Source organism: Paenibacillus sp. Root52 (genome assembly GCF_001426865.1).
GTDB lineage: Bacteria > Bacillota > Bacilli > Paenibacillales > Paenibacillaceae > Paenibacillus.
In genome coordinates, this window is the sequence record NZ_LMFO01000012.1 from 525,217 (window position 1) to 551,368 (window position 26,152).

Consider the following 26,152-nt stretch of genomic DNA (forward strand, 5'->3'; position numbering starts at 1 on the left):
CGATGAATGATCAGCAGCAAGACGTACGTAATCTGTGGGAGCCATGTTATGCAGACTTGCACATTCATATTGGGCGAACGTCCCGTGGTGAAGCTGTAAAGATTAGTGGAAGTCGGGATCTGACGTTTGAAAACATTGCTCGTGAAGCATCGGATCGCAAAGGTATCCAGTTGCTTGGCGTTATTGATTCTCATTCACCTGTTGTGCAGATGGATATTGAGCAGTTAGTGGAGGATGGCACAATGTCTGAGCTGGAAGGTGGAGGGATCGCTTATCAGGACACCACTATTTTGCTCGGCACAGAGATTGAACTGCGGGAGCCAGGCATGCGGGAGTTTCATTTGCTTGCTTATTTTCGAGATTTAGCGTCGATGAAGTCGTTTACTGCTTTTATGCAGCTTTATATGAAAAATGTAAATTTAAGTTCACAGCGTGTATACGTGCCAACACTTGAGATACAGTCGGAAATTAAGGCTCGCGGAGGACTTATTGTGCCTGCGCATGCATTTACCCCGCATAAAGGTATCTATGGAAGTACAGCATCACGGATGGCTGATGTGCTTGATACGAGTCTTATTGATGCCGTTGAACTTGGATTAAGCTCAGACTCTACGATGGCCAGTTATATTCGGGAACTGGATAACGTACCTTTTCTAACGAATTCAGATGCTCATTCACTAGGTAAGATTGGTAGAGAATACAATGAATTAACACTAGCGACGCCTTCTTTTGATGAATTTCGGATGGCACTGCAAAACGAGGGTGGTAGAGGCATAACCGCTAACTATGGATTGAACCCTAGGCTTGGCAAGTATCATCGAACGTATTGTTCGGCATGTGGTCGTATATTGGATGAGCGGGCATTATCGGCGGAACGTTGTCCACATTGTGGCAGTACCAAGCTTGTTCAGGGCGTACTTGACCGAATTCTTGCAATAGCTGATCGAGATAATCCCGAGGTACCTGACAGTAGACCTGCCTATCATTATCAGGTGCCATTAGAGTTTATTCCGGGTCTTGGAAAAGCGAAGCTGCGTCAATTACTTGAACGATTTGGTACAGAGATGAATGTGCTGCATCGTACGAGCGAAGGCGAACTTGCCACTGTTGTTGGCCCTGTGATGGCGGCTATGATCGTTGCAGCAAGGAATGGTCAGCTAGCTCTGTCCTCTGGTGGCGGTGGAACTTATGGTAAAGTTGCTGGGAATGACCGTGTAGATCACTAATGGAGCTAGAAACTTTCACAATAAAAATGAATAAGTCTTCAATTGTGGATCACACCTATTCTGGACAAGATGTCATACGTTCTCTTTCCGGTTCATAGAATGACTGTGTGGGTTTCATTCGAAATTCAGCAGCGTGACAACCGGAAAGGAGACTTGTGTCTGTGCGATCTTCCACCTTTATATTCAAAGGTCAAACCTCGTTATATGTATTTGTGGCGGTCCTGTTCCTGGTAGGTGTTATCTTCGGGGCGTTGATGGTTAATGCGTTGTCCCTAGAGCAACGTCAGGATTTGGAAGGATACCTAGGAAACTTTTTCATGACAGTGCAGCATGGGGGACAGGTTGTAGAGACCGGCACCTACTGGGAAATTGCTATACTGCATCTGAAATGGGTCGGTCTGATCTGGATCCTTGGTTTGTCCGTTATAGGACTACCAGGCATACTCGTACTGGATTTTCTAAAAGGTGTGCTGATCGGATTTACTGTCGGATATCTTGTTGGACAATATTCATGGAAAGGGCTGCTGTTTGCACTTGTTTCCGTTGCTCCGCACAATTTATTCGTCATTCCCGTGCTATTAATCTGCAGTGTATCTGCGATAACTTTTTCCTTATATATCATTCGGAATCGGGTTTTGATGCAACGTACTCCCGGTGGTCAAAGACCTTTTGCATCGTATGTATTGTTAACTTTGGCTATGGCAGCACTGCTGCTCGGGGTAGCTTCTTTTGAAACTTGGGTCACACCAGCGATGATGCGTTGGGTCACGCCAATGTTACTACCTGCATAGGTTCAGGCAGTAAAGTGTAAATTGTTGACTTTAATTATACACTCCCCCTATAATGAAAGAAGTGGGTTAAGTTGCAGTGTGCAGTGATTTCCTAGGGGGAGGGAGAAAATGGAAGCACGGATCGATAAAATTAAGCAGCAACTACAGTCCCAAGGATACAAATTAACGCCCCAGCGGGAAGCCACCGTAAGAGTACTTCTTGAGAATGAAGAAGATCATCTGAGCGCAGAAGACGTATTCATGCTCGTTAAGGAAAAGGCTCCCGAAATCGGTCTGGCAACCGTGTACCGTACCCTCGAACTACTAAGTGAGCTGCATGTTGTAGAGAAAATCAACTTCGGCGACGGCGTAGCCCGTTATGATTTGCGCGGAGATACGTCCAAGCATCATCATCATCACTTAATCTGTGTTCAATGTGGTAGTATGGATGAAATACGCGAAGACTGGCTTGGGCCGCTTGAAGAGCGACTGGAGCGAGAATTTAACTTTTCGGTGGTAGACCACCGATTGGATTTCCATGGGATTTGTTATCGTTGCAAAGCAAAAAATGACCAGAAACCCAAAGATGAAGAATAACATAGCATATCTTCAAGCTCTCACCGGCGGTTTTGACGGGAGAGCTTTTTTGGTACCGGATTCGATGTAAGCTTTACCCAATGTCATATTCTTGTGTTTGTCCTCATACCTTGTCTATAGACGCTTCTCTGCGCATTTATTTGGTGCAGGGAATGAGGTTCCGGCTTCGTAGAACTGGAGCTAGGATCGAGACTAGGAGGCGGACAAACGATGATCATATCACTACGGAGAGGGCTCCGTTTTATTCGGTTTATAATCTTTTTTTCAGCATTAGTTTATTTGTTCTATAATGTTCTAGATCTGTTCAACGGCTGGATCTCACCTGTAGATCAGTATCAGATTCCTTCAGGTAATGCGGTCAAAGTATTTCAGGAAACGGATTGGACAGTTCATGGGGAAGGGCGACCTTCACTTGCCGAACGGCTACGTTTGTTTTACTGGTATGGAGAGTAGTTGGAGCATCTAGGAATGCAAATACGGTAACAGGCTGCACGCGAGGCAGTTCTGTAGATGAGGAGCGTTGTACATGAAACAGACGATACACGCCTATGCCATTTACTTGGAAGAAGACAAAGGGATGTCAAGCAGCACACTGGAGTCGTATCTTCGCGATGTGGACAAGTTCATCGAATTTGCAGAGAAAGAATATGATATACGTGATGCCGGTCAAGTGCGGCGTACACACGTTATTTTATTTGTAGGTAAGTTAAAGCAGTCCGGGCGCGCTAATGCTACGATTGCTCGGAGTATTGTATCCTTACGTTCCTACTTTCATTTTCTAATGCGCAGGGGAGATATACTTCAAGACCCTACATTTGATGTGGAGGCTCCTAAGGCAGATAAAACCCCACCTCAAGTATTGACCATCGATGAAATTGAGTTGCTGCTTAATGCACCGGATACGCGTTCACCCCAAGGAATTCGGGATCGTGCGATGCTGGAGTTACTGTATGCCACAGGCATTCGTGTCTCTGAATTGATTGCACTGGATGTCCGGGATGTTCAGCCAAGTATGCGGTTTATTCGTTGCGGCGGAGCAGGGAAAGAACGGATTCTTCCGATCGGTGCTCCTGCAGCTCATTGGATCGATGTGTATCTGGATGAGAAACGCAGCCGATTGCTCAAAGCAAGTTCGGACGAGCAGGCGCTCTTTGTCAATGTCTCGGGGAGACGTCTGACACGCCAAGGATTCTGGAAATTGCTCAAAAAAGCTGCGGTGGATGCAGGAATCCCGGGCGAAATTACGCCACATACGTTAAGGCACTCGTTTGCTGCTCACCTTATTGCTAGCGGAGCCGACACAAGAGCCGTTCAGGACATGTTAGGTCATGTTGAACAGCCAGGTCAGCAGTATGGCAATCATGGTCGTAAAACGATGAAGGAAATCTACGAAACACATCATCCACGGGCTAAATAGGTTGGACGTGAATGTTTTTGCAAAAAAATGCAGAACATGTTGTCTATTTAGGATAGAATAAATTGAATACACTAAACGCCGTATACATAAGCATATGCTTCCGTCTAGTGGGACTAGCCTGGAGCTGATCTGCATACATGAACGGATCGTTTCAACTCAAGGAGGAACATCGTAATGACAGCATTAACTCAACAAATGATTTTGGAAGCAGCATCTTATATTCAAAGCAAAAGCCCCGTTAAGCCTGAAGTAGGCTTGATTCTTGGCTCAGGTCTTGGCATTTTGGCTGAACTCATTGAAGATGGTGTGAGTATCGCTTATCAAGACATTCCCCATTTCCCTGTATCTACGGTAGAAGGACATGAGGGTGAGCTGCTGGTTGGAACAATCAAAGGTCGTCCTGTTGTCATGATGAAAGGACGTTTCCATATGTATGAGGGCTACGGCTCTGAGCTTACTGCTTTTCCGGTTCGTGTCATGAAAGAACTTGGAGTTACATCGGTACTTGTAACGAACGCAGCAGGTGGAGTAAACACATCGTACGAACCAGGTGACTTGATGTTGATCTCTGACCATCTGAATCTTACAGGCAAAAACCCACTCATCGGTCCTAATGATTCAGCACTGGGTGTGCGTTTCCCGGATCTGTCTGAAGCTTATAGCCGCCGCTTGCGTGCGTTGGCAAAAGATACTGCAGCATCCCAAGGCTTCAATGTACGTGAGGGTGTCTATGCAGGTCTGCTTGGTCCAAACTATGAGACACCAGCTGAGATTGTTATGCTCCGTACTCTGGGTGCAGATGCTGTCGGCATGTCCACTGTGTCCGAAGTTATTGTGGCTCGCCATGCAGGTCTGGAAGTACTCGGTATCTCTTGTATCAGCAACATGGCAGCGGGTATTCTGGATCAACCGCTCTCCCATGATGAGGTTATGGAGACAACAGAGCGGGTGCGTGAGTCTTTCCTCGCGCTGGTTGTAGCCATTATTCCACAAATGTAATAGATTACAGAGCCGGGTTAGTAATCTAACCATATAACTGGGCTACTGAAGACCAGAAGGATAGTTCCTTCCTAGACTTACAGCTCTATAGGATACTATCGCATTTTGAAGAGACATGCCTCTATCACATTCAGTGAGTAGGGGCATGTTTTTTTGCGTTTCTGTTCGACGATACATTTTACAAAAAAAGTTTCGGGAAATCATGCTTTACATGGAATAATTTACTGTAAACGAGCCGACAATGATTAGCAGTACATGCATGGAAATGCATTAAGTAAGTCATTTGAGGAGGTTTCCGATCGTGAAGAAACGTATAATGGCATCGTTCATGACCCTTTGTATTTTGCTGTCTCTGATGGCATCCACAGCACTTGCTGAAGAAAAACCTACCCCAACAGGTGGAACGGATTTGGCGCCTTCAGCACGTTCAGCCATATTGATGGATGCAGACACAGGAACTGTGATCTACGAGAAAAACAGTCATGATCAACTGCCTCCGGCAAGTATTACGAAAATTATGACCATGCTTTTAACGATTGAAGCGATTGATTCAGGTAAGTTGAAGCTGACTGACAAAGTGAGAACAAGTGAGTATGCTGCTTCTATGGGTGGATCACAGATCTTCCTTGAACCCGGTGAAGAGATGACGGTAGACGACATGCTCAAAGGGATCGCTATGGCCTCAGGAAATGATGCATCTGTAGCTATGGCTGAGAAAATTGCTGGCTCAGAGGAAGCTTTTGTACAGATGATGAACGAACGTGCAAAAGAGCTGGGCATGAAGGATACCCATTTTGCCAATTGTAATGGGCTCCCTGTTGATAATCATTATTCGTCGGCACATGATATTGCGCTCATGAGTCGGGAATTACTGAAACATTCGGGCATTACCAAATATACTGGCGCATATCAGGACTACCTTCGGAAAGATTCAGAGAAGCCTTTCTGGTTAGTGAATACCAATAAGCTCGTTCGTTTCTACACAGGTGCAGATGGTTTGAAAACAGGTTACACTTCGGAAGCGAAATTCTGTTTATCAGCAACAGCGATGAAGGATGGATTGCGTACAGTTGCTGTTGTGCTGGGAGAACCAAACACGAAAACACGTAATGCTGAGGTTTCCTCCATGTTCGACTATGCCTTTAGTCAATACACGATGAAACCTTTATACAAAGCAGGCGATCTGCTGGGTAGTCTGAAAGTTGAAAAAGGCGAGGTTGCCGAATTGCCACTGAACGCTACGCAAAATTATAGTGTGCTCATGCGCAAAGGTGCCAAGTCGAACGATATTCGACATGAATTGTTGATGACAAAAGAATTAAAAGCACCGATTATAGCAGGTCAAAGTGTAGGTAAGCTCGTGGTTTATCAGGGTGATGAGGTTATTAAGGAGTTCGACATTCAGGCTCCACAGGATGTAAACAAAGCCGGCTGGTGGAAGCTATTCAAACGCACCACTTCCAATCTTTTTGATTAAGCGTCAATTTACGTGTGCTACCTGCATCCTTGAACGTATTTTGTAGTTAATTAGGGGTTTTCTTCTAGTTTTGTCGGGGTGCAGGAAATGCTTTGGGCAACGTAGAAATCCTTGTTCAAGACAGGGAGGAGAGTGAGCAAACGTGAACTTGCATGTGGAAATGGAACATCACCGTGGGATTCTGATTGTGCGACTATCGGGAGAACTGGATCATCACACTGCGGATATGGTACGGATGCAGATGGATGAAGCGATCCAGCGGAGACAATGCGAGCACTTGGTGCTCAGCCTGAAGGATCTGCAATTTATGGACAGCTCAGGCTTGGGTGTCATTTTGGGAAGATATAAGCTTATTAAGAATAAAGGCGGTAAGATGGTTGTATGTGATGTTAATCCGCCAGTGTACCGATTGCTGGAGATGTCGGGTTTGTTCAAGATTATGCCGATTTACGAAAATGAGGGAACTGCTCTCTCGGGTCTGGAGGTCGTCTCATGAATGAAGGAACAGGGAGAAATTTCATGAATCTGCAATTCGCGGCCAAGTCGGAGAACGAATCGTTCGCGCGTGTAACGGTTGCGGCCTTTATCTCGCAGCTTGATCCTACGATGGACGAGCTCAGCGATCTGAAGACGGTTATTTCCGAAGCGGTAACCAACAGTATTATTCATGGGTATAACAATAACCCCGAAGGGGTTGTATCCATTCAGGCGGAGATTCGTGAGGACATGATTACGATCATCGTGGAAGATCGTGGCGAAGGTATTGAAGACCTGGAGCTTGCCAAGCAGCCGCTATATACATCCAAACCCGAACTTGAGCGCTCGGGTATGGGCTTTACCATTATGGAAAACTTCATGGATGAATTCGAAGTCAGCAGTGAGCCCGGCAGAGGCACCTCCATCAAGATGAAGAAAAGGATTGAATCCAAGAAAGCATTGTATAATTAGGGGTTGGTCTTATGGATGCTGAAGTGAAACCATCTTCACAGACCTATTTGGATGATGCCGAGGTCAAACGATTGATTGCGCTCAGTCAATCGGGTGACCATGATGCGCGAGACACGCTGGTAAACTGCAACATCAGACTTGTATGGTCTGTCGTACAGCGTTTTATGAACAGAGGTTATGAACCGGAGGATCTGTTCCAAATCGGCTGTATCGGACTGCTCAAGTCGGTGGACAAATTCGATCTCAGCTATGATGTGAAATTTTCGACCTACGCTGTACCGATGATAATCGGAGAAATCCAGCGTTTCCTACGTGACGACGGCACATTAAAGGTCAGTCGCTCACTTAAGGAGATGGCGAATAAAGTTCGCAAAAAAAGAGATGAATTGTCCAAACATCTTGATCGTCTGCCAACGATTAAGGAAGTAGCTGAACAACTGGGGGTAACCCCAGAGGAAGTTGTATTTGCTCAAGAAGCCAATAAACCGCCTACGTCGATCCATGAGACGGTGTTCGAGAACGATGGTGATCCAATTACGCTAATGGATCAGATTGCTGACGAATCACAGGAACGTTGGTTTGACAAACTTGCATTGAACGAAGCTATCGGTGGTCTGAGTGAACGAGAACGGCTAATCGTATACCTTCGTTATTACCGGGATCAGACACAGTCTGAGGTTGCCAGCAGACTTGGGATATCTCAAGTTCAGGTATCCCGGCTGGAGAAAAAGATCTTGCAATCCATCCGCGATCAGATCGCACAGTGATTGGTGTTTGGATGAGCTACATGGTGATGTAAACCGTGGTTTGTCACCAATATACGACAACTAACAACCTTCTTTCGCGCATTATAATGCGAAGAAGGTTATTTGTCGTTGATGGTAAGATCCTTTTGGCGACTCAATTGCATTAATAAAATGAGACCAATAATACATGCCGTGCCTAACCATTGAAATAGTCCAAAGGGTTCCTGAAGCCAAATTACTGTTGTGGCAACCGCAGCTAATGGTTCTGCACTTCCGAGTAAGCTGGTTTCTTTAGCTGAGAGACTTTGCAAACTTTCGACATAGAACCAGAAAGCGATCATGGTTCCAAAAATAATAGTAAATATAAGATACCCGTACGCTTCGAGGGGCACGCTCGTGAATTCAAATTTCCAAGGTGGATGAATGAAACTAAGTGCAGTTCCACCTATTATCATGGCCCAACCGACGATTACCAGGGAATCGAACTGGCGAATTAATTTTGCAGCATACAATGTATAAAAGGCAGCGGAAATACCAGATAAGAGCCCCCAAATGATTGCAATGAAAGGTACAGACAACTGTGACACGGAGCCGTTAGTTAACAAGAGATAACAGCCGCCTAAAGCTAGAATAATAGATAATAGATCCTTGGAGCCCAGTACGGCTTGTTTGCGCCAGATCAGGTAAAGCATGATTATAACAGGGGACAGATATTGCAATAATGTAGCAACAGCAGAGTTACCATGTTGGATAGAGGCCATGTACGTATATTGCACAGCAAGCATGCCAAACAAACCAAAAATGATTAACTGAAAGGCTGTTACTTTGTTTCTCCATACGTCTAGAATTTGTGAGCGCATAGGTCTGAAATATTGAACGGTTAGAAGCAGACTGCCTGCAATTAACAATCGAACAGTAACAAACCAGTTGACCTCAATGCCATAATGCTGAAACAGCTTTTGTGATACGGTTCCGCCCACTCCCCAACAGATCGCTCCGGTCAAAACCAACAATAATCCTCTTTTTCTGGAATTAAAATGTACAACCGATCGTTTACTCATGTAATAACACCTTGGTCCTAAAATATAAGAATAGTGTTATATTAGGATGGAATAGTATATATTGATATCAATATTAGATTGAAAAATATAAATATATTGAGGATAAATGGTGAGCATGGTAGACAAAACGGAATTTCATATCGATCAAAATCTGAAGGAACTGACGGAGCATCGCACCGTTTCGTTGCCAATCGCTTGTTATGAAACGACAATTATTCATAATGTACATGGTCATATACCACTTCACTGGCATGATGAATTACAGTTTGTTTTTGTAATGCAGGGGGAGGCACTCTTTCGAGTAAATCAGGAGGAGATTGGTGTGCCCGAAGGCAATGGAATATTTATCAATAGTGGTTCCATGCATATGGCGGAGGATATTGAAGAGGGGAATGTGTGCAAATATATCTGTTTGAATCTTAGTCCGCAATTTATTCTGCCAGCAGAGCTATATATGAAATTTGTACACCCTTATGTTACGGCGACCAATGTGCCTTATCTGTTAATCCGAGGAGATCAGAGCTGGGGAGTGAAGATCCTTCAGGCCATTCAAGTTATTAAGCAGAACCTGCGAACTCAACCTGTACATTATGAATTAGATATCTCTGCTCAACTACTCACCATCTGGAAACAGTTTATTTCAAACGGATGCTTGCTGGAGTACGATCCAAACGAGATTAGACGTAATCAGCGCATGAAAGGTATGCTGGAATGGATTCATGTACACTATGCTGAACCGGTCAAGCTAAAGGATATTGCAAAGGCAGGACAACTAAGTCGCTCAGAGACTTGTCGTTACTTTAAACAAATGTTACGAACAACGCCGATTCATTATGTGATGGAATATCGAATTCGGAAGAGTCTAGAATTACTTCAGCTTCCCGAAATGAGTATAACTGAGATCGCATATCAGGTTGGATTTAACAGCACAAGCTATTACATTAATCAATTCGGCAAAATAATGAACACAACCCCTTTGAAATTCAGAAGGGAGATAGAGTTAAAGAGACGAGTAGACATGAATGGTTAAGTGTAATTCTAGTTCTAGTTTTGGGCGTAACAATCTTCCTTCCAAAGGTTTACGGCGTATACTTTTACACAATTTTTTGTCTACTCCATACAAGAAAATGTATAAGTAGCATTCTAAAATCCGTCGCCGATAAGGTGATCTTTTTTTATTTTTAGCCTTTGTCTCCGAATTTCTAACCGATTAGAAATACAATGAATAGAATTTGGAGACAACAGCGATCAGAAGGTTGGTCTGCGACTGGAACGTCCGCAAGTATCTTATCCAGCCTTCTCAGAACAGCGACCGGCATTTACTCATCCCTCAGCGAAACACATTCCATATCCTTTCCACCTACCCCCACCCAGCAAATTTCTTTCAAGCGTTTGGACAAAGGGGAGCTGATGCAGCGGAGGGATGGAGCGGAGCGTGAAGATTTGATTTTGATACACAAGCAGTGGAAGTGGCAGAAAAAACCTGTAGAAGCGAAGCGCTCGCCTTTGTCTCCGAATTTCTTACCGATTAGAAATACAATGATAAGAATTTGGAGACAACAGCGATCGGAAGGTTGCTCTGTCACTGGAACGCCCGCGAGTATCTCATCCAGCCTTCTCAGAACAGCGACCGGCAACCAATCCATCCCGCAGCTCCTGCACAGTCCCAATCTTTTTCCAACCCCCATGTAATAAATTTGCACATTCTTCAAATACTAGGGCGTATCTGGAACTCCGAAAGAAGTGAGTTTTAAGATACGTCCTACCTAAATTACGTAGTAAAGGAGTGTTTCGGATGTCCCTGACACCCACTCCAACGGTCTACATTCGTTTGCGCAGTCGTGTCCGCATCCAGCGGGGAAAAGAAGTCAGGCTTCGGGATATCGCCCATGTGCTGACCTCTTCAGAAGAACAGGAGCGAAGGCTGATTGAGCTTGAACTGCTGCGCCCTGGACCGGAAGATGGCAATCTGATTCTCATTGATATTCTGCAGATTATTCCCCAGATCCGAGGTGTGCTTCCCGATGTCAGTGTCGAGTTGATCGGCTCGGGACATACGCTGGTTGAGGTCATTGAGGGAAATGGCAAACCGTCCAAATCGTTGTTTATTCTGGTGTGGCTGCTGCTTTTTTTTGGCTCAGCATTAACCATTATGAATTTTCACGCGGACGTGAGTATGCAGGAAGTTCAAATTCGAATTGTGGAGATGATTACAGGCCGCCGAGATGAGCATCCCTATTTATTTCAGGTGGCGTATTCCATCGGGATTGGATTCGGTATGGCAGTGTTCTTCAATCATTTATTCAAGAAGAAGTGGAATGAAGAACCGACACCTCTTGAAGTGGAAATGTTTTTATACCAGCAAAATGTCGACCAGTATGTCGTTATTCAGGAAAACGAGCGTATGCATGACCAGGAACGTGGGGAGATGAGTGCAGATGAGCGTTCTTAATGGAGCGATTAGCATCGTACTCGGCATTGCTGGAGGAATCGCAGTAGGAAGTGGCGTGATTGCGCTTATCTTAGTACTGGATATGATTCCACGGCTGGCTCAATTGACTCAATCCTATGACAAAACACATTGGTATGAAGGTGCACTTATCGGAGGCTCGTTAGTAGGCACGGTTGCAGATTTCTGGCACTGGAAAGTACATGGGGTGCTGTTACTTAGTCCAATCATTGGGCTGTTCTGCGGTGTGTTTATCGGCTTGCTTGCGGCAGCACTGACGGAAGTGTTAAACGTATTGCCTGTACTTGCCAAAAGGCTAGGAATGAAGCCGTATCTTTTTGGATTGCTGCTTGCCATGATTCTGGGTAAGATGACGGGTTCGTTATTCGATTTTTTTGTATACCAGCGTTAGAGAGCAATGGTTGAAGGAGGATGGACATGGATGTGAGATCAGATCACGGTGAACAGGAGAATGGTGAGGGAGTACCCGAAGAGTTAGTGAATAAGTCACCGTATGAGATTCAAAAGGAAGAAGAAGAGAAGGCTTATCAAGAGAAAAAACAAAATGAGATGTCTGACAGCGTCGAAGAATCCGTGCATTACTGGCAGGAAAATGATGAGATCTCTCCACGTATGAGTGACAACAAAAATACAATGAAACAAATATTAGGGCTCGGAGAGTCCTTCGACGTAGATCTGCGGGAAATGGTTCTGGGAGGCAAGCATGTTGGGATACTGCTACTGACTGGGTTTGCCAAAGATGAGATTTTACTTGAAGTGTTAAAAAGATTAACCTATCTCACTCCGGATCAAGTGTCGGAACATGCGCTGAAATCTTACTTTGAATGCTACATTCCTCATATTCAGGTGGAAAAAGTAGATAGCATGAGCGCTGTAATTAAAAAGGTTCTTATGGGTATGAGCGCGATGTTTGTTGAAGGAGATCGCTCCGTCCTTATTATGGACACACGGAGTTACCCGGTTCGATCGCCTGAAGAACCTTCTTTGGAGCGGGTGGTAAGGGGATCGAGAGATGGATTTACAGAGACGCTTTTGACCAATGTGGCCTTAGTTCGACGGAGAATTCGTGACCCTGGATTAAAGTTCGAGCTCATGCAAGTGGGCCGTAGAACACAAACGGATGTATGTGTAGTCTACATTGATGATATCGTGGATAAGGTTCAAGTGGATTCTGTCCGTGAAAAAATAAAACGGGTCGATATCGATGGTATTCCCGCGGCCGATAAGCAGTTGGAGGAAGCGATTATCAACAAAGGGTGGAACCCATTTCCGCTCGTCCGATATTCGGAAAGACCTGATGTTACAGCATCTCATCTGCTTGAAGGCAGAGTAGTTATTTTTGTAGATACCTCACCAAGTGTGATGATCCTGCCAACAACCTTTTTTGATCTCTGCGAGCATGCGGAAGAAAATAGGCAAACGGCTTTCATGGGAACCTACCTACGTTGGGTACGGTTCGCAGGTATTCTAATCTCGCTGTTTGTGCTTCCGTTGTGGCTTCTCATGGTGATTGATCCTGCCATTAAACCGATGGGGTTTGATTTTATCGGCCCACAGGAGAATGTTAAACTTCCACTTATTCTTCAGTTTCTGCTGATAGAACTCGGTGTCGATCTCTTACGGATGGCAGCGGTGCATACACCTACACCACTTGCCTCAGCGATGGGTTTAATAGCAGCTATACTCGTCGGGGATATTGCCGTCAAAACAGGATATTTTGTTAATGAGGTTGTGCTCTACATGGCTATTGCTGCGATAGGGATGTTTGCAACGCCTAGTTATGAACTTGGACTAGCCAACAGGCTGGTACGGCTGTTCCTTCTGATTGCGGTGGCTATTTTCAAAGTACCCGGATTCGTGGTCGGTACCACCTTATTGGTCATCGCGCTGACAATCCATCGTTCATACAATTCATCTTATCTGTGGCCGTTCATACCGTTTAATGCAAAGGCGCTTGGGAATTTTTTATTCCGATTACCATTGCTTGAAAATAAAAAACGTCCATCGTTCAACAAAACTCGTGATAATACCAAAATGCCTGATGATCCAGACGGAGAATCACGAAAAAGTAAAAAACACAAATGATCTGCTGAAAAATCCATTCTTCTTGATGCCTAATTTGGTATACTGGTGTAAAATCATTGGAATAGATAAAATTCCAGTATATAAAGTGAGGAATGCAGATTATGTATTTACATGGTACAAGTAAAATAAATGCACAAGGACATCTAGAAATTGGTGGAGTAGACGCAACAGATTTGAAAGAACAGTTTGGTACACCGCTGTATGTGGTGGACGAGCAATTAGTGCGTGATCGTTGCAGAGAGTATATGGATGCATTCCGCGCTTCGGGTCTGGGTTTCCAAGTGGCTTACGCAAGTAAAGCATTCTGCGTAATGGCGATGTGTGCTTTGGCTGCAGAAGAAGGACTTTCACTAGACGTTGTATCTGACGGTGAGTTGTTCACAGCATTGCAAGCAGGATTCCCTGCTGAACGTATTCACTTCCACGGTAACAATAAAACGCTGGAAGAAATCGAGATGGCATTGGATGCAGAGATCGGTTGCTTCGTAGTAGATAACTTTAATGAACTTCACTTGTTGCAAGCTGTGGCTGCGGACAAAAACCGCAAAGTTAACATCTTACTGCGCGTAACGCCTGGCGTTGAGGCGCATACACATGAATATATTTCTACAGGTCAGACAGATTCGAAATTCGGTTTCGATATCGGCAACGGAACGGCGTTCGAGGCAATCGAGCTGGCTTCCAAACAACCGAACCTGGTTCTGCTCGGCGTTCACTCTCACATTGGTTCCCAAATCTTTGAGGTTGAAGGGTTCCAGATGGCTGTTCAGCGTGTTGCTGAATTTGCGGCAAGTGTGTATGAGCGTCTAAATGTTGCATTCAAAGTGGTTAACCTTGGCGGAGGATTCGGAATCCGCTATATCGATGGAGATACACCGCTTGAAGTTTCACAATACGTGAAGGCTATTACAGATGCGGTTAAAAATCACTTTGCTACCATTGGCTATGCTGTACCTGAGATCTGGGTTGAGCCAGGTCGCAGTATCGTTGGTGAAGCGGGAACCACACTTTACACAGTGGGTACGAGCAAAGACATCCCAGGCGTACGTAAATACGTTGCTGTAGATGGTGGAATGACAGATAACCCTCGTCCTGCGCTGTATGAGTCTAAGTATGAAGCGGTGCTTGCAAATCGTGCTAACGAAGCCGTTCAAGAGACCGTTTCAGTTGCGGGTAAATGCTGCGAGAGTGGAGACATGTTGATCTGGGATCTGGAATTGCCAAAAGTACAAAGCGGTGACTTGCTTGCCGTAGCGTGCACGGGGGCATACAACTATTCCATGGCGAGTAACTACAACCGGATTCGTCGTCCAGCGGTTGTATTTGTCAAAGACGGTCAAGGTGATGTAGTCGTTCGTCGTGAGACATATCAGGACATCATTCAGAATGACTTGGTACCTGAGCGTATCGCTAAACAGCCAGTAACTCGCTAATTTCAATAGATGCGTGGGTGGCATGTGCAATAGCATTGTATATCAGTAACTCATTTAGGAAGAAGGCAAAGGAGCGTTGCTCTTTTGCCTTCTTTCTTATGTTACAGCAGATCCGAACAACTTGAAGACGAGAAAAGATCGGACAGAAATCACCCTTTTTAGCCGGATTGTGCGAGAAAAATTGCTGATTATTTTGCGGTTGAACGCATTTCGGTGTACACTATGAAAAGTGCTATTAAGCTTGACCTAGGGTCATGTGCTTCTGGCACCATTAAGATGGTCAATACGAAAGGAGTCATTTACATATGGCGAAACAAGCGAAAATCAAAATGGCAAACGGCGGAGAAGTTCTGATCGACCTGTTCGATCAAGAAGCTCCAAACACAGTAGCAAACTTTGAGAAACTGGCAAACTCCGGGTTCTACAATGGTTTGACTTTCCACCGTGTAATCCCTGGCTTTGTAGCTCAAGGCGGTTGCCCAACTGGAAACGGTACAGGCGGCCCTGGTTACACAATCAACTGTGAAATTAACCCGAACAAACATGAGCGTGGAACATTGGCTATGGCGCATGCTGGCCGTAACACAGGTGGAAGCCAGTTCTACATCTGCTATCAACCACAACCACATTTGGATGGACAACATACTGTATTTGGTAAAGTAACCAAAGGTATGGAGTTCGTTGACGCTTTCGAAGGAAGCGACAAAATGGAAACTGTTGAAGTTGTTGAAGCGTAAGTTTTACTAAAAATGCTTATGTTTTATAGGAAACCCGTAGTGCTTCTGTTGTTGCAGAAGCACTACGGGTTTTTTTGGATATTTGGATCTTCTATACATGGGCATACCGATTCTGGTGAATCCTTAAGCTAAGGTTATTCTTCGTTCAGGAAGCGGTTTGTGGTGTCATCTTCGCTTATTAAAAGTTAGTATGTGACAAAAAGGAACAAAAAACAATTGATTTTTTGACGTTAAAGTGCTAACATCCAATTAATAACGCAACAATCCTTCGGGGAGGGTGAGATTCCCTACCGGCGGTGATGCACATGTTCGTGAATCATTTATGTCTATGTGCAAAGTCCGTGACCTGTCTGCTGCGGCAGATGGCTGATCTGGTGCAATTCCAGAACCGACAGTATAGTCTGGATGGGAGAAGGAGAGAGTGTAGCTTCTGGCTGCATTCGCGGATGTGTTGGTGTGCAGTGAGTTTGTGACTGTACATGGAGAAGGCGGGTGTTTCCCATTGCCTCCATACATAGGTTATGTCTTAGAAGCGCTTTACCTAGAATGAATTTCATTAGGGTATGTGTTTGTTTTCACTTACCTGAATCGAATCAAGGTAGTGATTCTGTGCGCTATATGACCAGTGTATCAACGCTGTCTTGCGACGACGTAGTGTCTCTTCTCCCCATCGAACGGACTGTTCGACGGGGATTTTTTATTTTCTTAACGGAATCCTTTAAACATTCGGTAGTGAATTGAAAATCATTTTATGATGAAGATGCACATCATTTTCTCCACTAGGAGAAGATAATAACAAAATAGATTAGACCGTGGGGTGACGGACTTGGAAATGATCAATGATGAATTTTATATGGGACTCGCATTGGATATGGCAGAACGGGCACAAGGACAGACTGGAATTAATCCCGTTGTAGGTTGTGTTGTGGTCAAGGAAGGCCGCGTAGTCGGGCTGGGATCACATCTTAAACGTGGTACAGGTCATGCTGAGGTACATGCATTGAACATGGCGGGTAGTGATGCCGAAGGAAGTACGGTATATGTTACGTTGGAGCCTTGTAGTCACTATGGCAAAACACCTCCATGTAGCGAACGTCTGATTCATGAGAAAGTAAAGCGCGTAGTAGTGTGTTGTGAAGACCCTAATCCTCAAGTATCGGGCAGAGGGATCAGCATGCTTCGCCAACAAGGAATTGAAGTTGAAGTTGGCATATTGCGCGAACGTGGGAGACGCCTGAACGAAAAATTCATTAAATACATCACCACAGGATTACCGTTTGTGACCCTTAAAACGGCCTCGACGTTAGATGGCAAAATTGCTACCCGTAGTGGAGATAGTAAATGGATTTCCAATGAACCTGCTCGTGAGATCGTGCATGCCCTTCGTCATCGTCACCAGGGAATTATGGTCGGCGTTGAGACTGTCATCGCGGACAATCCTGAATTGACGACTCGATTGCAAGTGGAAGGCATTCATCCGGTTCGAATCGTAGTGGATTCCAAGCTGCGCCTACCAGTAGGCTCGAAAATGGTCAAGGATGGCATTGCACCGACCTGGGTGCTTACAACGGATGATGCAAGCCCTGAAGCGGCTGAGCGCCTTGAGGCATATGGTGTAGAGGTTATCCGCTGTGGACCAGGGCCACGTGTCGATCTCCTTAATGCACTCAGTAAACTGGGTGAGCGTGAGATTGGATCTATTTTGCTTGAAGGTGGAGGCACGTTGAACGGGGCAATGCTGGAAGCTAGACTGGTGGATCGTATGCTAATGTTCATTGCTCCCAAAATCGTGGGTGGGTATGATACGCCTGGAAGTTTCCGTTTCGAAGGTGTTGAGCGTATGAGCCAGGCCATTCAATTGAATCAACTGGAAATCGAGCAAGTTGGAGATAATATTAGCATTGGCGGTATCCCGGTCTGGCCAGAATAAGGGAGATCGATGAAGCGTGAGTGCTAAGAAGATGTACAAGAAGGAGGCGGTAGCATGTTTACCGGTCTAGTGGAAGAAGTCGGTCACATTCGGCGCATCGGTCGAAAGGGCGAAGCATTGGTTCTGAACATCGGAGCTTCCGCCGTCATGGATGATTTGAAAATTGGTGATAGCGTGGCCGTAAATGGAGTATGTCTAACGGCAACTACGCTGGAAGGCGGAGGTTTTACCGCTGACGTTATGCCAGAAACGTATCGACATACGAACTTGAACCACCTGCAGTCAGGAAGCAAAGTGAACTTAGAGCGAGCAATGCTGTCTGGTGGCCGGTTTGGTGGACATATTGTGCAGGGGCATGTGGATGGCACGGGAGTGATTGGCAGTATTACTCGTGACCAGAATGCGGTTGTTTTCGAAATTAAACCGGATGATCATGATCTTTTTAAATATTTGATTCCAAAAGGGTCTGTCACCTTAGACGGCATCAGTCTTACCGTTGTGAACACCGCTTCCGGATCATTCACGGTTTCTATTATTCCTCATACCATTGGAGAGACTGTGCTGAATTTTAAGAACACTGGAGATACCATCAATATTGAATGTGACATCTTGGGTAAATACGTGGATCATTTACTTCAATACGGGAGCGGTCACTCCAGCAAGAAAGAGACAAAGCCCAAGAGTATAAGTGAAGATTTTCTGGCCAATCACGGCTTTGCGTAAGATATAGGTTTGAATAAACCTTTTATACGAGAACGGAGAAGACAGATAAAAGAATTGGAGGGAGACGTATGACAGAGCAATCCATTCTCGATCCAATCGAGGAAGCTATCTATGATCTGATGCGAGGAAAACCCGTGATCGTTGTGGATGATGAAGACCGGGAGAATGAAGGTGATTTCATCGCTTTGGCAGATAAGGCTACGCCTGAAGTCATTAATTTCATGATCACCGAGGGCAGAGGTCTAGTCTGCGTACCGATTACACAGCAACGTGCAGACGAGCTCAATCTCAAACCGATGGTTCAACAGAACACGGACTTTCATGGAACAGCATTCACCGTGTCAGTAGATCACAAAGATACCACAACTGGCATTTCCGCGTTTGAACGTTCCATTACGGTGAAAGGCTTAATAGATCCTGATGCCAAAAGCTCGGATTTCCGCAAACCGGGTCACATGTTCCCGCTCATCGCTAAAGACGGCGGAGTACTGCGTCGTGCTGGACATACGGAAGCCGCAGTTGATCTAGCAATCATGTGTGGTTCATACCCTGCAGGCGTGATCTGTGAGGTCATCAAAGAAGATGGTACGATGGCGAGATTACCTGATCTACAGGAAATCGCACGTAAGCATGATCTGAAGTTGATTAGTATTCAGGACATGATTCGGTACCGCAATGAGAAGGAACAGTTAGTACAGCGCGAGGTGGCTGTGCGTATGCCTACGGATTTTGGTGAATTCCAGGCAGTTGCATACACCAATGCGGTGGATAATAAGGAACATGTCGCACTGGTTAAGGGTGAGATTGACGGTTCCAAGCCTGTATTGGTGCGTGTTCACTCGGAGTGTCTCACAGGGGATGTATTCCACTCTCATCGTTGTGACTGCGGACCTCAATTCGATGCGGCACTCAGACAAATTGATGAAGAGGGCAATGGAATCCTGCTCTATATGAGACAGGAAGGCCGGGGCATCGGCTTAATCAACAAGCTCAAAGCCTATAAGTTGCAGGAGGAAGGGCTAGACACCGTAGATGCCAACTTGAAGCTTGGATTCGCAGCGGATCTTCGTGATTATGGAATTGGAGCCCAGATCCTCAAAGACCTTGGTGTTCGCCAGATTCGTCTGTTAACCAATAATCCACGCAAGATCAAAGGGTTAGAAGGTTACGGTCTTGAGGTGGTTGAACGGGTATCGATTCAGATCCAAGAGAATGAGGATAATACACTGTACCTGCATACCAAACAAGCGAAGCTAGGACACATGCTGAAATTTGATGAAATCGAGCAAAATGAAAAATAATTGAGCATCGATTCATATATGTAATTTGTGGAAAAACTAACGACAAGATCATTCGATTATATCTCATACTAATTATAGGAGTTGACTAACAATGCCAAACTTTTTCGAAGGACATTTAGTGTCAGAAGGATTAAAATATGGAGTAGTCGTTGGACGTTTCAACGAATTTATTACGAGTAAATTGCTCAGCGGTGCACTGGATGCTTTCAAACGCCATGGCGTTCAGGACAATGAAGTCGATGTAGCGTGGGTTCCAGGAGCCTTCGAAATCCCGCTTATTGCGCAGAAAATGGCCGAGAGTGGCAAGTATGACGCCGTTATCACACTAGGAACAGTCATTCGTGGATCAACAACTCACTATGACTATGTATGTAATGAAATGGCAAAAGGTGTTGCGGCAATTAACCTCAAAACAGGTGTGCCAACGATCTTTGGTCTCGTGACTACAGAGAACATTGAGCAAGCGATTGAACGCGCTGGGACGAAGGCAGGCAACAAAGGTTGGGATGCAGCTACGGCCGCAATTGAAATGGCAAACTTGACGAAACAGCTAAAATAGTGCTTATTTAATGTAGTGCCCTGCTCTGCGCAGACGAAAACGGGAGACCGAATTCGGCGGCTTAGCAGGGTTTTGTATTTTTCTGGCGGGAGGATTCGTCTAGTGACGGTAGTTACATACAAACTGGAGACTTTTGAAGGGCCTTTGGATCTTCTGCTTCACTTGATCGACAAGGCAGAGATTCAAATCCAGGATATTCCCATCAGCGATATTACCGATCAATATATGGCGTATCTGCATTCGATGCAAGAATTGGAGCTCGATATTACAAGTGAATTTCTCGTGATGGCTGCAACACTTTTATCGATCAAAAGCAAACTATTACTGCCCAAACCACCGGTAATTGAGGATTTTGAGGATTATGATTATATCGAAGATGAAGATTATGATCCACGTGCTGAACTGATTGCACGTCTGATTGAATATCGCAAATACAAAGGGATTGCACGGCATCTGCATGAGCGGGAGTGGGAGCGGAGCCTCATCTTTTCCAAAGAGCCTGAAGATCTTAGACCTTATATGCCTGTGGAGACGCAATCGAATCCGGTGCAGGGACTTCATACCTCCGATCTCATCGCTGCTTTTCAGAAGGCGCTACGTAAGGCTGAGAAGCGAACGACCGTTGCTCGTATTCAACGAGATGAAATATCGGTTAAAGATCGTATTCGTGATGTCATTGGTGCACTGGAGCGTATAGGGCCAGGTGGTAAGTTGTTGTTTTCTAAGCTGTTAGATGAACAGATCTACCGGCATGAAATTGTCGTTACCTTTCTTGCGATCTTAGAGCTTATGAAGATGAAGCAGATCGTCTGTTATCAGGAACGGATGTTTGAGGATATTGTTATGGAGTGGAGAGGGGAAGCAAGGAATCATGGATTTTCCGAAATTGAAGTCGATTATTGAAGGCCTGCTGTTTTTGTCCGGAGAAGAAGGTCTGAGTATCAAACAAATTGCCGAAATCGTAGATCAACCTCCGGAACGGGTGTCCGATGCGGTGGAGGAGATGGTTGCTGATTTTGCAAATCAGGGAAGAGGGGTTCAGATTCTCAAGCTGGCCGGCGTGGTGCAACTCGGAACATTGCCGGAACATGCCTCTTATTTTGAGAAACTTGCCTATTCTCCAGCGCGTACATCGTTATCCCAAGCGGCTCTGGAGACGCTTGCCATTGTGGCCTATCGCCAGCCGATCACTCGGGTGGAGATTGAAGAGATTCGCGGCGTGAAGTCTGAACGTGCGATTCATACGTTAGTGAACAAAGATCTGATTCATGAAGTGGGACGAGCAGAGGCGATCGGGCGCCCGATCCTGTATGGAACAACCAAGTCATTCTTAGATTATTTCGGACTGGCTACAATTAAGGATCTTCCTGAGCCAGGGTTATTCGAAGATACGGAAAACCTAGAGGAAGAGACACAGCTCTTGTTCGATAAATTAGATGTGCAGCAGGTAAGCTTGGATGGAAGTGATCAGACAGATTCATTTGATGAGGTAATCGATGATCATGGATTAGACGTTGCTGAAGACTTGGATGACGGAGATCACGAAAATAGGTAAATGCTTAACCAGTTGTCATCGCGTTACTCGCGCATGTAGGCCGATTCCTTTTTACATAAAGGTTTCGGTCTATTTGCGTTATAGTGATGCGGAAGGGTAATGACTGAATTGTGTAAGTTCAACGGTTTTTCTATGAGCCATGAATTTTTTCCAATATATAGTGTCATACTATTCAGGAAGAGAATTGTAGCCTTGGAGGTAAGGCCTGTGTGGATTTGGCTTGGGGGAATCGTGCTGTTTGCCATTCTTTTACTTGCCATTGTTCTCATCTCGAATATTCATATACACTTTACGTTTCGTAAACATAGAAGTGATGATTATGCTCTTATCAATATTCGCCTTCTCTACGGCCTGGTTCGAATTAAATATGAAATTCCGAGTATCGTCTTCAAAAATATGAAAGAAGGATTTCTTGTGAAGACGCAGCAACGAACGAACCATTCGCGGGGGGAAGCAGAGGGCAACGAGCGTGTGAACAAACGCAAAGTTAAAAAATGGGCAAAAGAAGTAAAAGTAATGCTTAGAGCGACGGATGCACTCAAAATTTGGGTCAAACAAACGCTCACCCGTGTACATATGACTGATTTATCCTGGTCTACCCGGATTGGAGTAGCAGATGCGGCCTATACGGCCATCGTTACAGGCTGGGTATGGACAATGAAGTCCATCATGATTGGATTTTTATCCTATCAGGTACAGTTTAAACGCACACCTTGTCTGGAAGTCATTCCAGTGTGGGAGGATGAAATGGAATTTCAGACAGAACTGGAGTTGCATATGCGCATTCGATTTGGTGCGGTCTTCACCGCAGGGCTCCGTCTGATGACGCGTGTTCTCAAAGTAGAAGGGGGCTGGCGGATGTGGTTTCGACTTCTACAAGAGCAGCGGCGCAAACACAAGCAGAAGCACAAGGAACAACATCATAATTCTCACATTTAATTGTGAGCCTTGCCAAATGATGGTTTAAACGAATTCAGGATGTATCTAGGTACGCACTGGTACATAACTCCCTTGAAATTGGGGATGATATGTTTTAGATCAAACCTAGTTAAAATGAAACTGGAGGGAACTTACATGTCAGATCATCCAATACAAGGCTTAATGGAAACTGCTATGGAAAATATCAAGGCCATGGTAGATGTCAATACAATCGTTGGCGATGCAGTTGAAACACCGGACGGTACGGTTATTTTGCCGATCAGTAAAGTGGGCTTTGGTTTTGCAGCGGGCGGCAGTGACTTTAATGTGAATGTCGAAAAGAAAGAAAGTGGTTCTGCGTCAACTGCGGAACATGCAAAATCAGCCAAGGTTGCTTCTCCATTCGGTGGAGGTAGCGGGGGTGGCGTGTCTATCCGTCCGATTGCCTTCCTCGTCGTAGGAAAACAAGGCGTTCATATCGTACCACTTGATAATTCAACACATCTATTTGAGAAATTAATCGATTCAACGCCATACGTTATGGATCGAATTCAGGAGATGTTCCGTCGTAACCCTTCTAAAGATGAACCGGAGATCCGAACTCCTGATCCATCGACTTACAGCTAAAATAATGGATGTATTGAATCCCTCCCGCTGCACATGCGAGAGGGATTTTTAGGTTGTTTTGTATCACTAGGACATACTTCGGGTTGTCCAGACATAAAGTAGTACAAGATTCCAAGTGACCCGGAGGAATGGTTGAATGAAAATGTTAACGAAAATGATTGCGAGTTTCCTGATTCCGTTATTACTGTTGTCTTCAGTTGGAACTGCCGGTGCATCCGGAACGATTCCAAGCCCCTCAACTCATGCTCAGAGCGCAGCTCTCATTGATGTCACGTCTGGGCGGATCTTGTACAGCAAATCTGGAGATCAAGAATTGCGTATCGCCAGCTTGACCAAGATCATGACCGCAATTGTCGCCATTGAACATGGGAAATTACAAGATAAGGTGAAGGTGACAGCCTCTTCATTTGCAAAGGAAGGATCGTCGCTTTATCTCAAGCTTGGCGAAGAGATGACGCTTGAAAACATGCTGTACGGACTTATGTTGCGTTCTGGTAATGATGCAGCTTCGGCTATTGCCGAACATGTTGGTGGCTCAGAGGAAGGTTTTGTGCTTCTGATGAATAAGAAAGCAGAGGAGATCGGTTTAACCCGTTCCCACTTCATGAATCCTCATGGCTTGGATGCCGAGGGACATTATTCTACGGCGAATGATATGGCACGTTTAACGGCTTATGCGCTACATAATCCCGTGTTCAAACGCATCGTGGCAACAGAGAACAAATCGGCACCGAATCCTAATGAAAGCTGGGAATACTCCTGGCACAACAAAAACAAAATGCTGCGATTGTATGAAGGAGCTGACGGGGTTAAGACCGGTTATACCAAAAAAGCCTTCAGGTGTCTGGTAAGCTCTGCGACGCGGGATGGGCAACAGCTAGCGGCTGTAACCCTGAATGATGGAGACGATTGGAACGATCATGCACGTATGCTGGATTTCGGATTCAAAAACTTTCCTTTAAGAGAAATCGCCGAAAAAGAACAGCCTGTGGCGAATACCACGGTCGTTACAGGACGAGGTTTTCAATATCCGCTGGCTGAAAGTGAGATCGACTCTATAAGTAAGAAGCTGATCTTAACGACCAATCGCAGTCAAAATGAATCGCAAAACGAAAGTAAAGCGAATGATCTTTCATTTGGTCTAGCTGGTCGTATTGAAATGCAACTGAATGGGAAGTTCATAGGCTCTATTCCCGTGTATCACAAAGGAAGTTATATTCCTCCCCAACCTGAGATGCAAGAAGCTGCATTTGCTGGAATAGGGGAAATTACAACTTGGGCAGCCGCATGGCGTGCCGTGATAAGTCACTTGTTGTCCCCGTAAAGGAGGTTTTCCTGGTTGATCAATCTAATCTGGTTATTGATGATTGTGATTGGGTTTGTTTTTGCAGCGGTGAATGGAAAGATTGAAGTGGTCACGCAAGCGGCTTTTGATGGGGCGGCCACCGGGGTTACGGTATGTTTGGGACTGATCAGTGTGCTTGTATTTTGGATGGGTATGATGAAAATAGGTGAAGATGCTGGACTGCTTAGCAAAATTGCTAAGCTTCTTGGTCCAGTCGTTGCCTTCTTATTTCCGGACGTGCCTCGTAATCATCCAGCCATGGGTTATATCCTATCTAACATGAGTGCCAACCTGCTCGGTCTAGGGAATGCTGCTACACCAATGGGCATTAAGGCGATGCAACAGTTACAAGAACTTAACCCTGATAAAGAAACGGCATCCCCAGCCATGTGTACATTACTCGCGTTAAATACGGCAAGTATTACGCTAATTCCTACGACGCTAATTGCTATTCGGTTGAATTATCAATCCGCCAACGCAACAGAGATTGTAGGAACGACGCTAATCGCAACAATTATCGCAACACTAGCAGCTATTATGGCAGATCGTTGGTATAGAAATAGAACGCTGAACAAGCCGCCACGTATCGTGAAGAGCGGCAATCCTGGCATGAAAGGATGAATAACCTTGCTAACCTTCGTCAACTGGATCTCTGCCTGGGCCATTCCGGTTATTATCGCGTTTGTTCCGTTATATGCGTTTACCAAGAAGGTTCCAGTCTATGAATCCTTCGTTGATGGAGCAAAAGAGGGGTTCTCCACTGCGATTAGCATTATTCCTCATCTCGTAGGAATGATGGTTGCGATAAGTGTATTTCGTGCTTCGGGAGCCCTGGATTTTGTGATTAGTTGGTTTGCTCCACTTGTATCCTGGATGGGTATACCAGGAGAAGTCCTGCCACTGGGAATTCTTCGTCCGCTAACGGGGACAGGCTCTCTAGCTTTTACAACCGATTTGATTAAGACCTATGGTCCTGACTCCATGATTGGTCGTATGGCCTCTACAATTCAAGGAAGCACAGATACAACGCTCTATGTACTAACCGTATATTTTGGAGCGGTAGGCATTCGAAACGGTCGTTATGCACTCAAAGTAGGTCTGTTTTCAGATGTTGTGGGCTTCATTGCGGCACTTGTCATCTGTTTAATCGTTTTTGGATAAATCTATTTCAATACATTCTATAACTATAGTTAACCAAGTTGCATTCTCCTTCCGATATACAAGATAT

At 45.1% G+C, this 26,152-nt stretch carries 29 protein-coding genes and 1 riboswitch; of the genes, 27 read left to right on the plus strand and 2 right to left on the minus strand.

Going from position 1 to position 26,152, the window contains the following annotated elements:
• The first annotated feature begins 2 nt into the window (after positions 1 to 2).
• The 10 genes from ASD24_RS13885 to sigF all read left to right on the plus strand — a co-directional run bounded on the left by ASD24_RS13885 (position 3) and on the right by sigF (position 8,201).
• Entirely contained in the window at positions 3 to 1,226 is a 1,224-nt protein-coding gene (locus ASD24_RS13885; protein WP_056696592.1) for an endonuclease Q family protein, read from the plus strand.
• 161 nt (positions 1,227 to 1,387) lie between these two features.
• Positions 1,388 to 2,017 carry a stage II sporulation protein M gene (gene spoIIM / locus ASD24_RS13890; RefSeq protein WP_056696594.1) on the plus strand — a complete coding sequence of 210 codons (630 nt, stop codon included), beginning with the start codon at positions 1,388 to 1,390 and terminating at the stop codon, positions 2,015 to 2,017.
• A 108-nt stretch (positions 2,018 to 2,125) separates the two neighbouring features.
• The gene (fur, locus tag ASD24_RS13895) at positions 2,126 to 2,593 is read left to right on the plus strand and encodes a ferric iron uptake transcriptional regulator (RefSeq protein WP_024630961.1); all 468 of its coding nucleotides are present in this window, start codon (positions 2,126 to 2,128) and stop codon (positions 2,591 to 2,593) included.
• A gap of 210 nt (positions 2,594 to 2,803) precedes the next feature.
• Complete coding sequence (locus ASD24_RS13900) at positions 2,804 to 3,046, plus strand: DUF4227 family protein (RefSeq protein WP_056696595.1); 243 nt, start codon at positions 2,804 to 2,806, stop codon at positions 3,044 to 3,046.
• Between the two features lie 73 nt (positions 3,047 to 3,119).
• Entirely contained in the window at positions 3,120 to 4,010 is an 891-nt protein-coding gene (locus ASD24_RS13905) for a tyrosine recombinase (protein WP_056696597.1), read from the plus strand.
• 174 nt (positions 4,011 to 4,184) lie between these two features.
• Entirely contained in the window at positions 4,185 to 5,009 is an 825-nt protein-coding gene (locus ASD24_RS13910; RefSeq protein WP_056696599.1) for a purine-nucleoside phosphorylase, read from the plus strand.
• Positions 5,010 to 5,310: 301 nt separating this feature from the next.
• On the plus strand, positions 5,311 to 6,486 hold the full coding sequence (locus tag ASD24_RS13915; RefSeq protein WP_056696601.1) for a D-alanyl-D-alanine carboxypeptidase family protein: 1,176 nt from the start codon (positions 5,311 to 5,313) through the stop codon (positions 6,484 to 6,486).
• Positions 6,487 to 6,628: 142 nt separating this feature from the next.
• Entirely contained in the window at positions 6,629 to 6,982 is a 354-nt protein-coding gene (gene spoIIAA, locus ASD24_RS13920) for an anti-sigma F factor antagonist (RefSeq protein ID WP_036663380.1), read from the plus strand.
• Positions 6,979 to 7,434: an anti-sigma F factor gene (gene spoIIAB / locus ASD24_RS13925; protein WP_056696603.1), complete on the plus strand. Its 456-nt coding sequence runs from the start codon at positions 6,979 to 6,981 to the stop codon at positions 7,432 to 7,434. The genes spoIIAA and spoIIAB overlap by 4 nt, the downstream gene beginning before the upstream one ends.
• Before the next feature lie 11 nt (positions 7,435 to 7,445).
• Entirely contained in the window at positions 7,446 to 8,201 is a 756-nt protein-coding gene (gene sigF, locus ASD24_RS13930) for an RNA polymerase sporulation sigma factor SigF (RefSeq protein WP_056696605.1), read from the plus strand.
• A gap of 98 nt (positions 8,202 to 8,299) precedes the next feature.
• Here the strand turns inward: sigF and ASD24_RS13935 are convergent, their stop codons facing one another.
• Positions 8,300 to 9,241, minus strand: coding sequence for an EamA family transporter (locus ASD24_RS13935; protein WP_056696608.1), 942 nt, complete (start codon positions 9,239 to 9,241; stop codon positions 8,300 to 8,302).
• A 115-nt stretch (positions 9,242 to 9,356) separates the two neighbouring features.
• On the opposite strand from ASD24_RS13935, the gene ASD24_RS13940 reads away from it, so the two are divergent.
• The gene (locus ASD24_RS13940; RefSeq protein WP_056696610.1) at positions 9,357 to 10,271 is read left to right on the plus strand and encodes an AraC family transcriptional regulator; all 915 of its coding nucleotides are present in this window, start codon (positions 9,357 to 9,359) and stop codon (positions 10,269 to 10,271) included.
• Positions 10,272 to 10,560: 289 nt separating this feature from the next.
• On the opposite strand, the gene ASD24_RS13945 is transcribed toward ASD24_RS13940, so the two are convergent.
• Complete coding sequence (locus ASD24_RS13945) at positions 10,561 to 10,887, minus strand: hypothetical protein (RefSeq protein WP_056696612.1); 327 nt, start codon at positions 10,885 to 10,887, stop codon at positions 10,561 to 10,563.
• Between the two features lie 149 nt (positions 10,888 to 11,036).
• Here ASD24_RS13945 and ASD24_RS13950 point away from each other — a divergent pair, with 149 nt between their 5' ends.
• The 16 genes from ASD24_RS13950 to ASD24_RS14025 all read left to right on the plus strand — a co-directional run bounded on the left by ASD24_RS13950 (position 11,037) and on the right by ASD24_RS14025 (position 26,085).
• Complete coding sequence (locus ASD24_RS13950; protein ID WP_056696614.1) at positions 11,037 to 11,693, plus strand: stage V sporulation protein AA; 657 nt, start codon at positions 11,037 to 11,039, stop codon at positions 11,691 to 11,693.
• Positions 11,680 to 12,102: a stage V sporulation protein AB gene (locus ASD24_RS13955; protein ID WP_056696616.1), complete on the plus strand. Its 423-nt coding sequence runs from the start codon at positions 11,680 to 11,682 to the stop codon at positions 12,100 to 12,102. Before ASD24_RS13950 ends, ASD24_RS13955 begins: the two co-directional genes overlap by 14 nt.
• A 26-nt stretch (positions 12,103 to 12,128) precedes the next feature.
• The gene (locus tag ASD24_RS13960; RefSeq protein WP_056696618.1) at positions 12,129 to 13,796 is read left to right on the plus strand and encodes a spore germination protein; all 1,668 of its coding nucleotides are present in this window, start codon (positions 12,129 to 12,131) and stop codon (positions 13,794 to 13,796) included.
• A 101-nt stretch (positions 13,797 to 13,897) separates the two neighbouring features.
• A complete protein-coding gene (gene lysA, locus ASD24_RS13965) occupies positions 13,898 to 15,229 on the plus strand; it encodes a diaminopimelate decarboxylase (protein ID WP_056696619.1) in 1,332 nt (443 codons plus the stop codon).
• A 305-nt stretch (positions 15,230 to 15,534) separates the two neighbouring features.
• Positions 15,535 to 15,966 (plus strand): peptidylprolyl isomerase, encoded by a 432-nt coding sequence (locus ASD24_RS13970; protein WP_056696621.1) that lies wholly within the window; start codon positions 15,535 to 15,537, stop codon positions 15,964 to 15,966.
• 260 nt (positions 15,967 to 16,226) lie between these two features.
• A riboswitch (FMN riboswitch) is annotated at positions 16,227 to 16,387 on the plus strand.
• Positions 16,388 to 16,792: 405 nt separating this feature from the next.
• Positions 16,793 to 17,896 carry a bifunctional diaminohydroxyphosphoribosylaminopyrimidine deaminase/5-amino-6-(5-phosphoribosylamino)uracil reductase RibD gene (ribD, locus tag ASD24_RS13975; RefSeq protein WP_056696968.1) on the plus strand — a complete coding sequence of 368 codons (1,104 nt, stop codon included), beginning with the start codon at positions 16,793 to 16,795 and terminating at the stop codon, positions 17,894 to 17,896.
• A gap of 54 nt (positions 17,897 to 17,950) precedes the next feature.
• Positions 17,951 to 18,619 (plus strand): riboflavin synthase, encoded by a 669-nt coding sequence (gene ribE / locus ASD24_RS13980; protein ID WP_056696623.1) that lies wholly within the window; start codon positions 17,951 to 17,953, stop codon positions 18,617 to 18,619.
• Between the two features lie 68 nt (positions 18,620 to 18,687).
• Entirely contained in the window at positions 18,688 to 19,920 is a 1,233-nt protein-coding gene (locus tag ASD24_RS13985; RefSeq protein WP_056696625.1) for a bifunctional 3,4-dihydroxy-2-butanone-4-phosphate synthase/GTP cyclohydrolase II, read from the plus strand.
• Positions 19,921 to 20,011: 91 nt separating this feature from the next.
• Complete coding sequence (gene ribH, locus ASD24_RS13990; RefSeq protein ID WP_056696627.1) at positions 20,012 to 20,479, plus strand: 6,7-dimethyl-8-ribityllumazine synthase; 468 nt, start codon at positions 20,012 to 20,014, stop codon at positions 20,477 to 20,479.
• A gap of 102 nt (positions 20,480 to 20,581) precedes the next feature.
• Positions 20,582 to 21,382, plus strand: coding sequence for a segregation and condensation protein A (locus tag ASD24_RS13995; protein ID WP_056696629.1), 801 nt, complete (start codon positions 20,582 to 20,584; stop codon positions 21,380 to 21,382).
• On the plus strand, positions 21,351 to 22,034 hold the full coding sequence (scpB, locus tag ASD24_RS14000) for an SMC-Scp complex subunit ScpB (RefSeq protein ID WP_056696631.1): 684 nt from the start codon (positions 21,351 to 21,353) through the stop codon (positions 22,032 to 22,034). Before ASD24_RS13995 ends, scpB begins: the two co-directional genes overlap by 32 nt.
• Positions 22,035 to 22,241: 207 nt before the next feature.
• Positions 22,242 to 22,973, plus strand: coding sequence for a DUF2953 domain-containing protein (locus ASD24_RS14005; protein WP_056696633.1), 732 nt, complete (start codon positions 22,242 to 22,244; stop codon positions 22,971 to 22,973).
• A 135-nt stretch (positions 22,974 to 23,108) separates the two neighbouring features.
• Positions 23,109 to 23,579: a GerW family sporulation protein gene (gene ytfJ / locus ASD24_RS14010; protein ID WP_056696635.1), complete on the plus strand. Its 471-nt coding sequence runs from the start codon at positions 23,109 to 23,111 to the stop codon at positions 23,577 to 23,579.
• Positions 23,580 to 23,715: 136 nt separating this feature from the next.
• On the plus strand, positions 23,716 to 24,903 hold the full coding sequence (locus tag ASD24_RS14015) for a D-alanyl-D-alanine carboxypeptidase family protein (RefSeq protein ID WP_056696637.1): 1,188 nt from the start codon (positions 23,716 to 23,718) through the stop codon (positions 24,901 to 24,903).
• Between the two features lie 15 nt (positions 24,904 to 24,918).
• Positions 24,919 to 25,545, plus strand: coding sequence for a nucleoside recognition domain-containing protein (locus ASD24_RS14020; protein WP_056696640.1), 627 nt, complete (start codon positions 24,919 to 24,921; stop codon positions 25,543 to 25,545).
• Positions 25,546 to 25,551: 6 nt separating this feature from the next.
• Positions 25,552 to 26,085: a spore maturation protein gene (locus tag ASD24_RS14025; protein WP_056696642.1), complete on the plus strand. Its 534-nt coding sequence runs from the start codon at positions 25,552 to 25,554 to the stop codon at positions 26,083 to 26,085.
• The last annotated feature ends 67 nt before the right edge of the window (positions 26,086 to 26,152 follow it).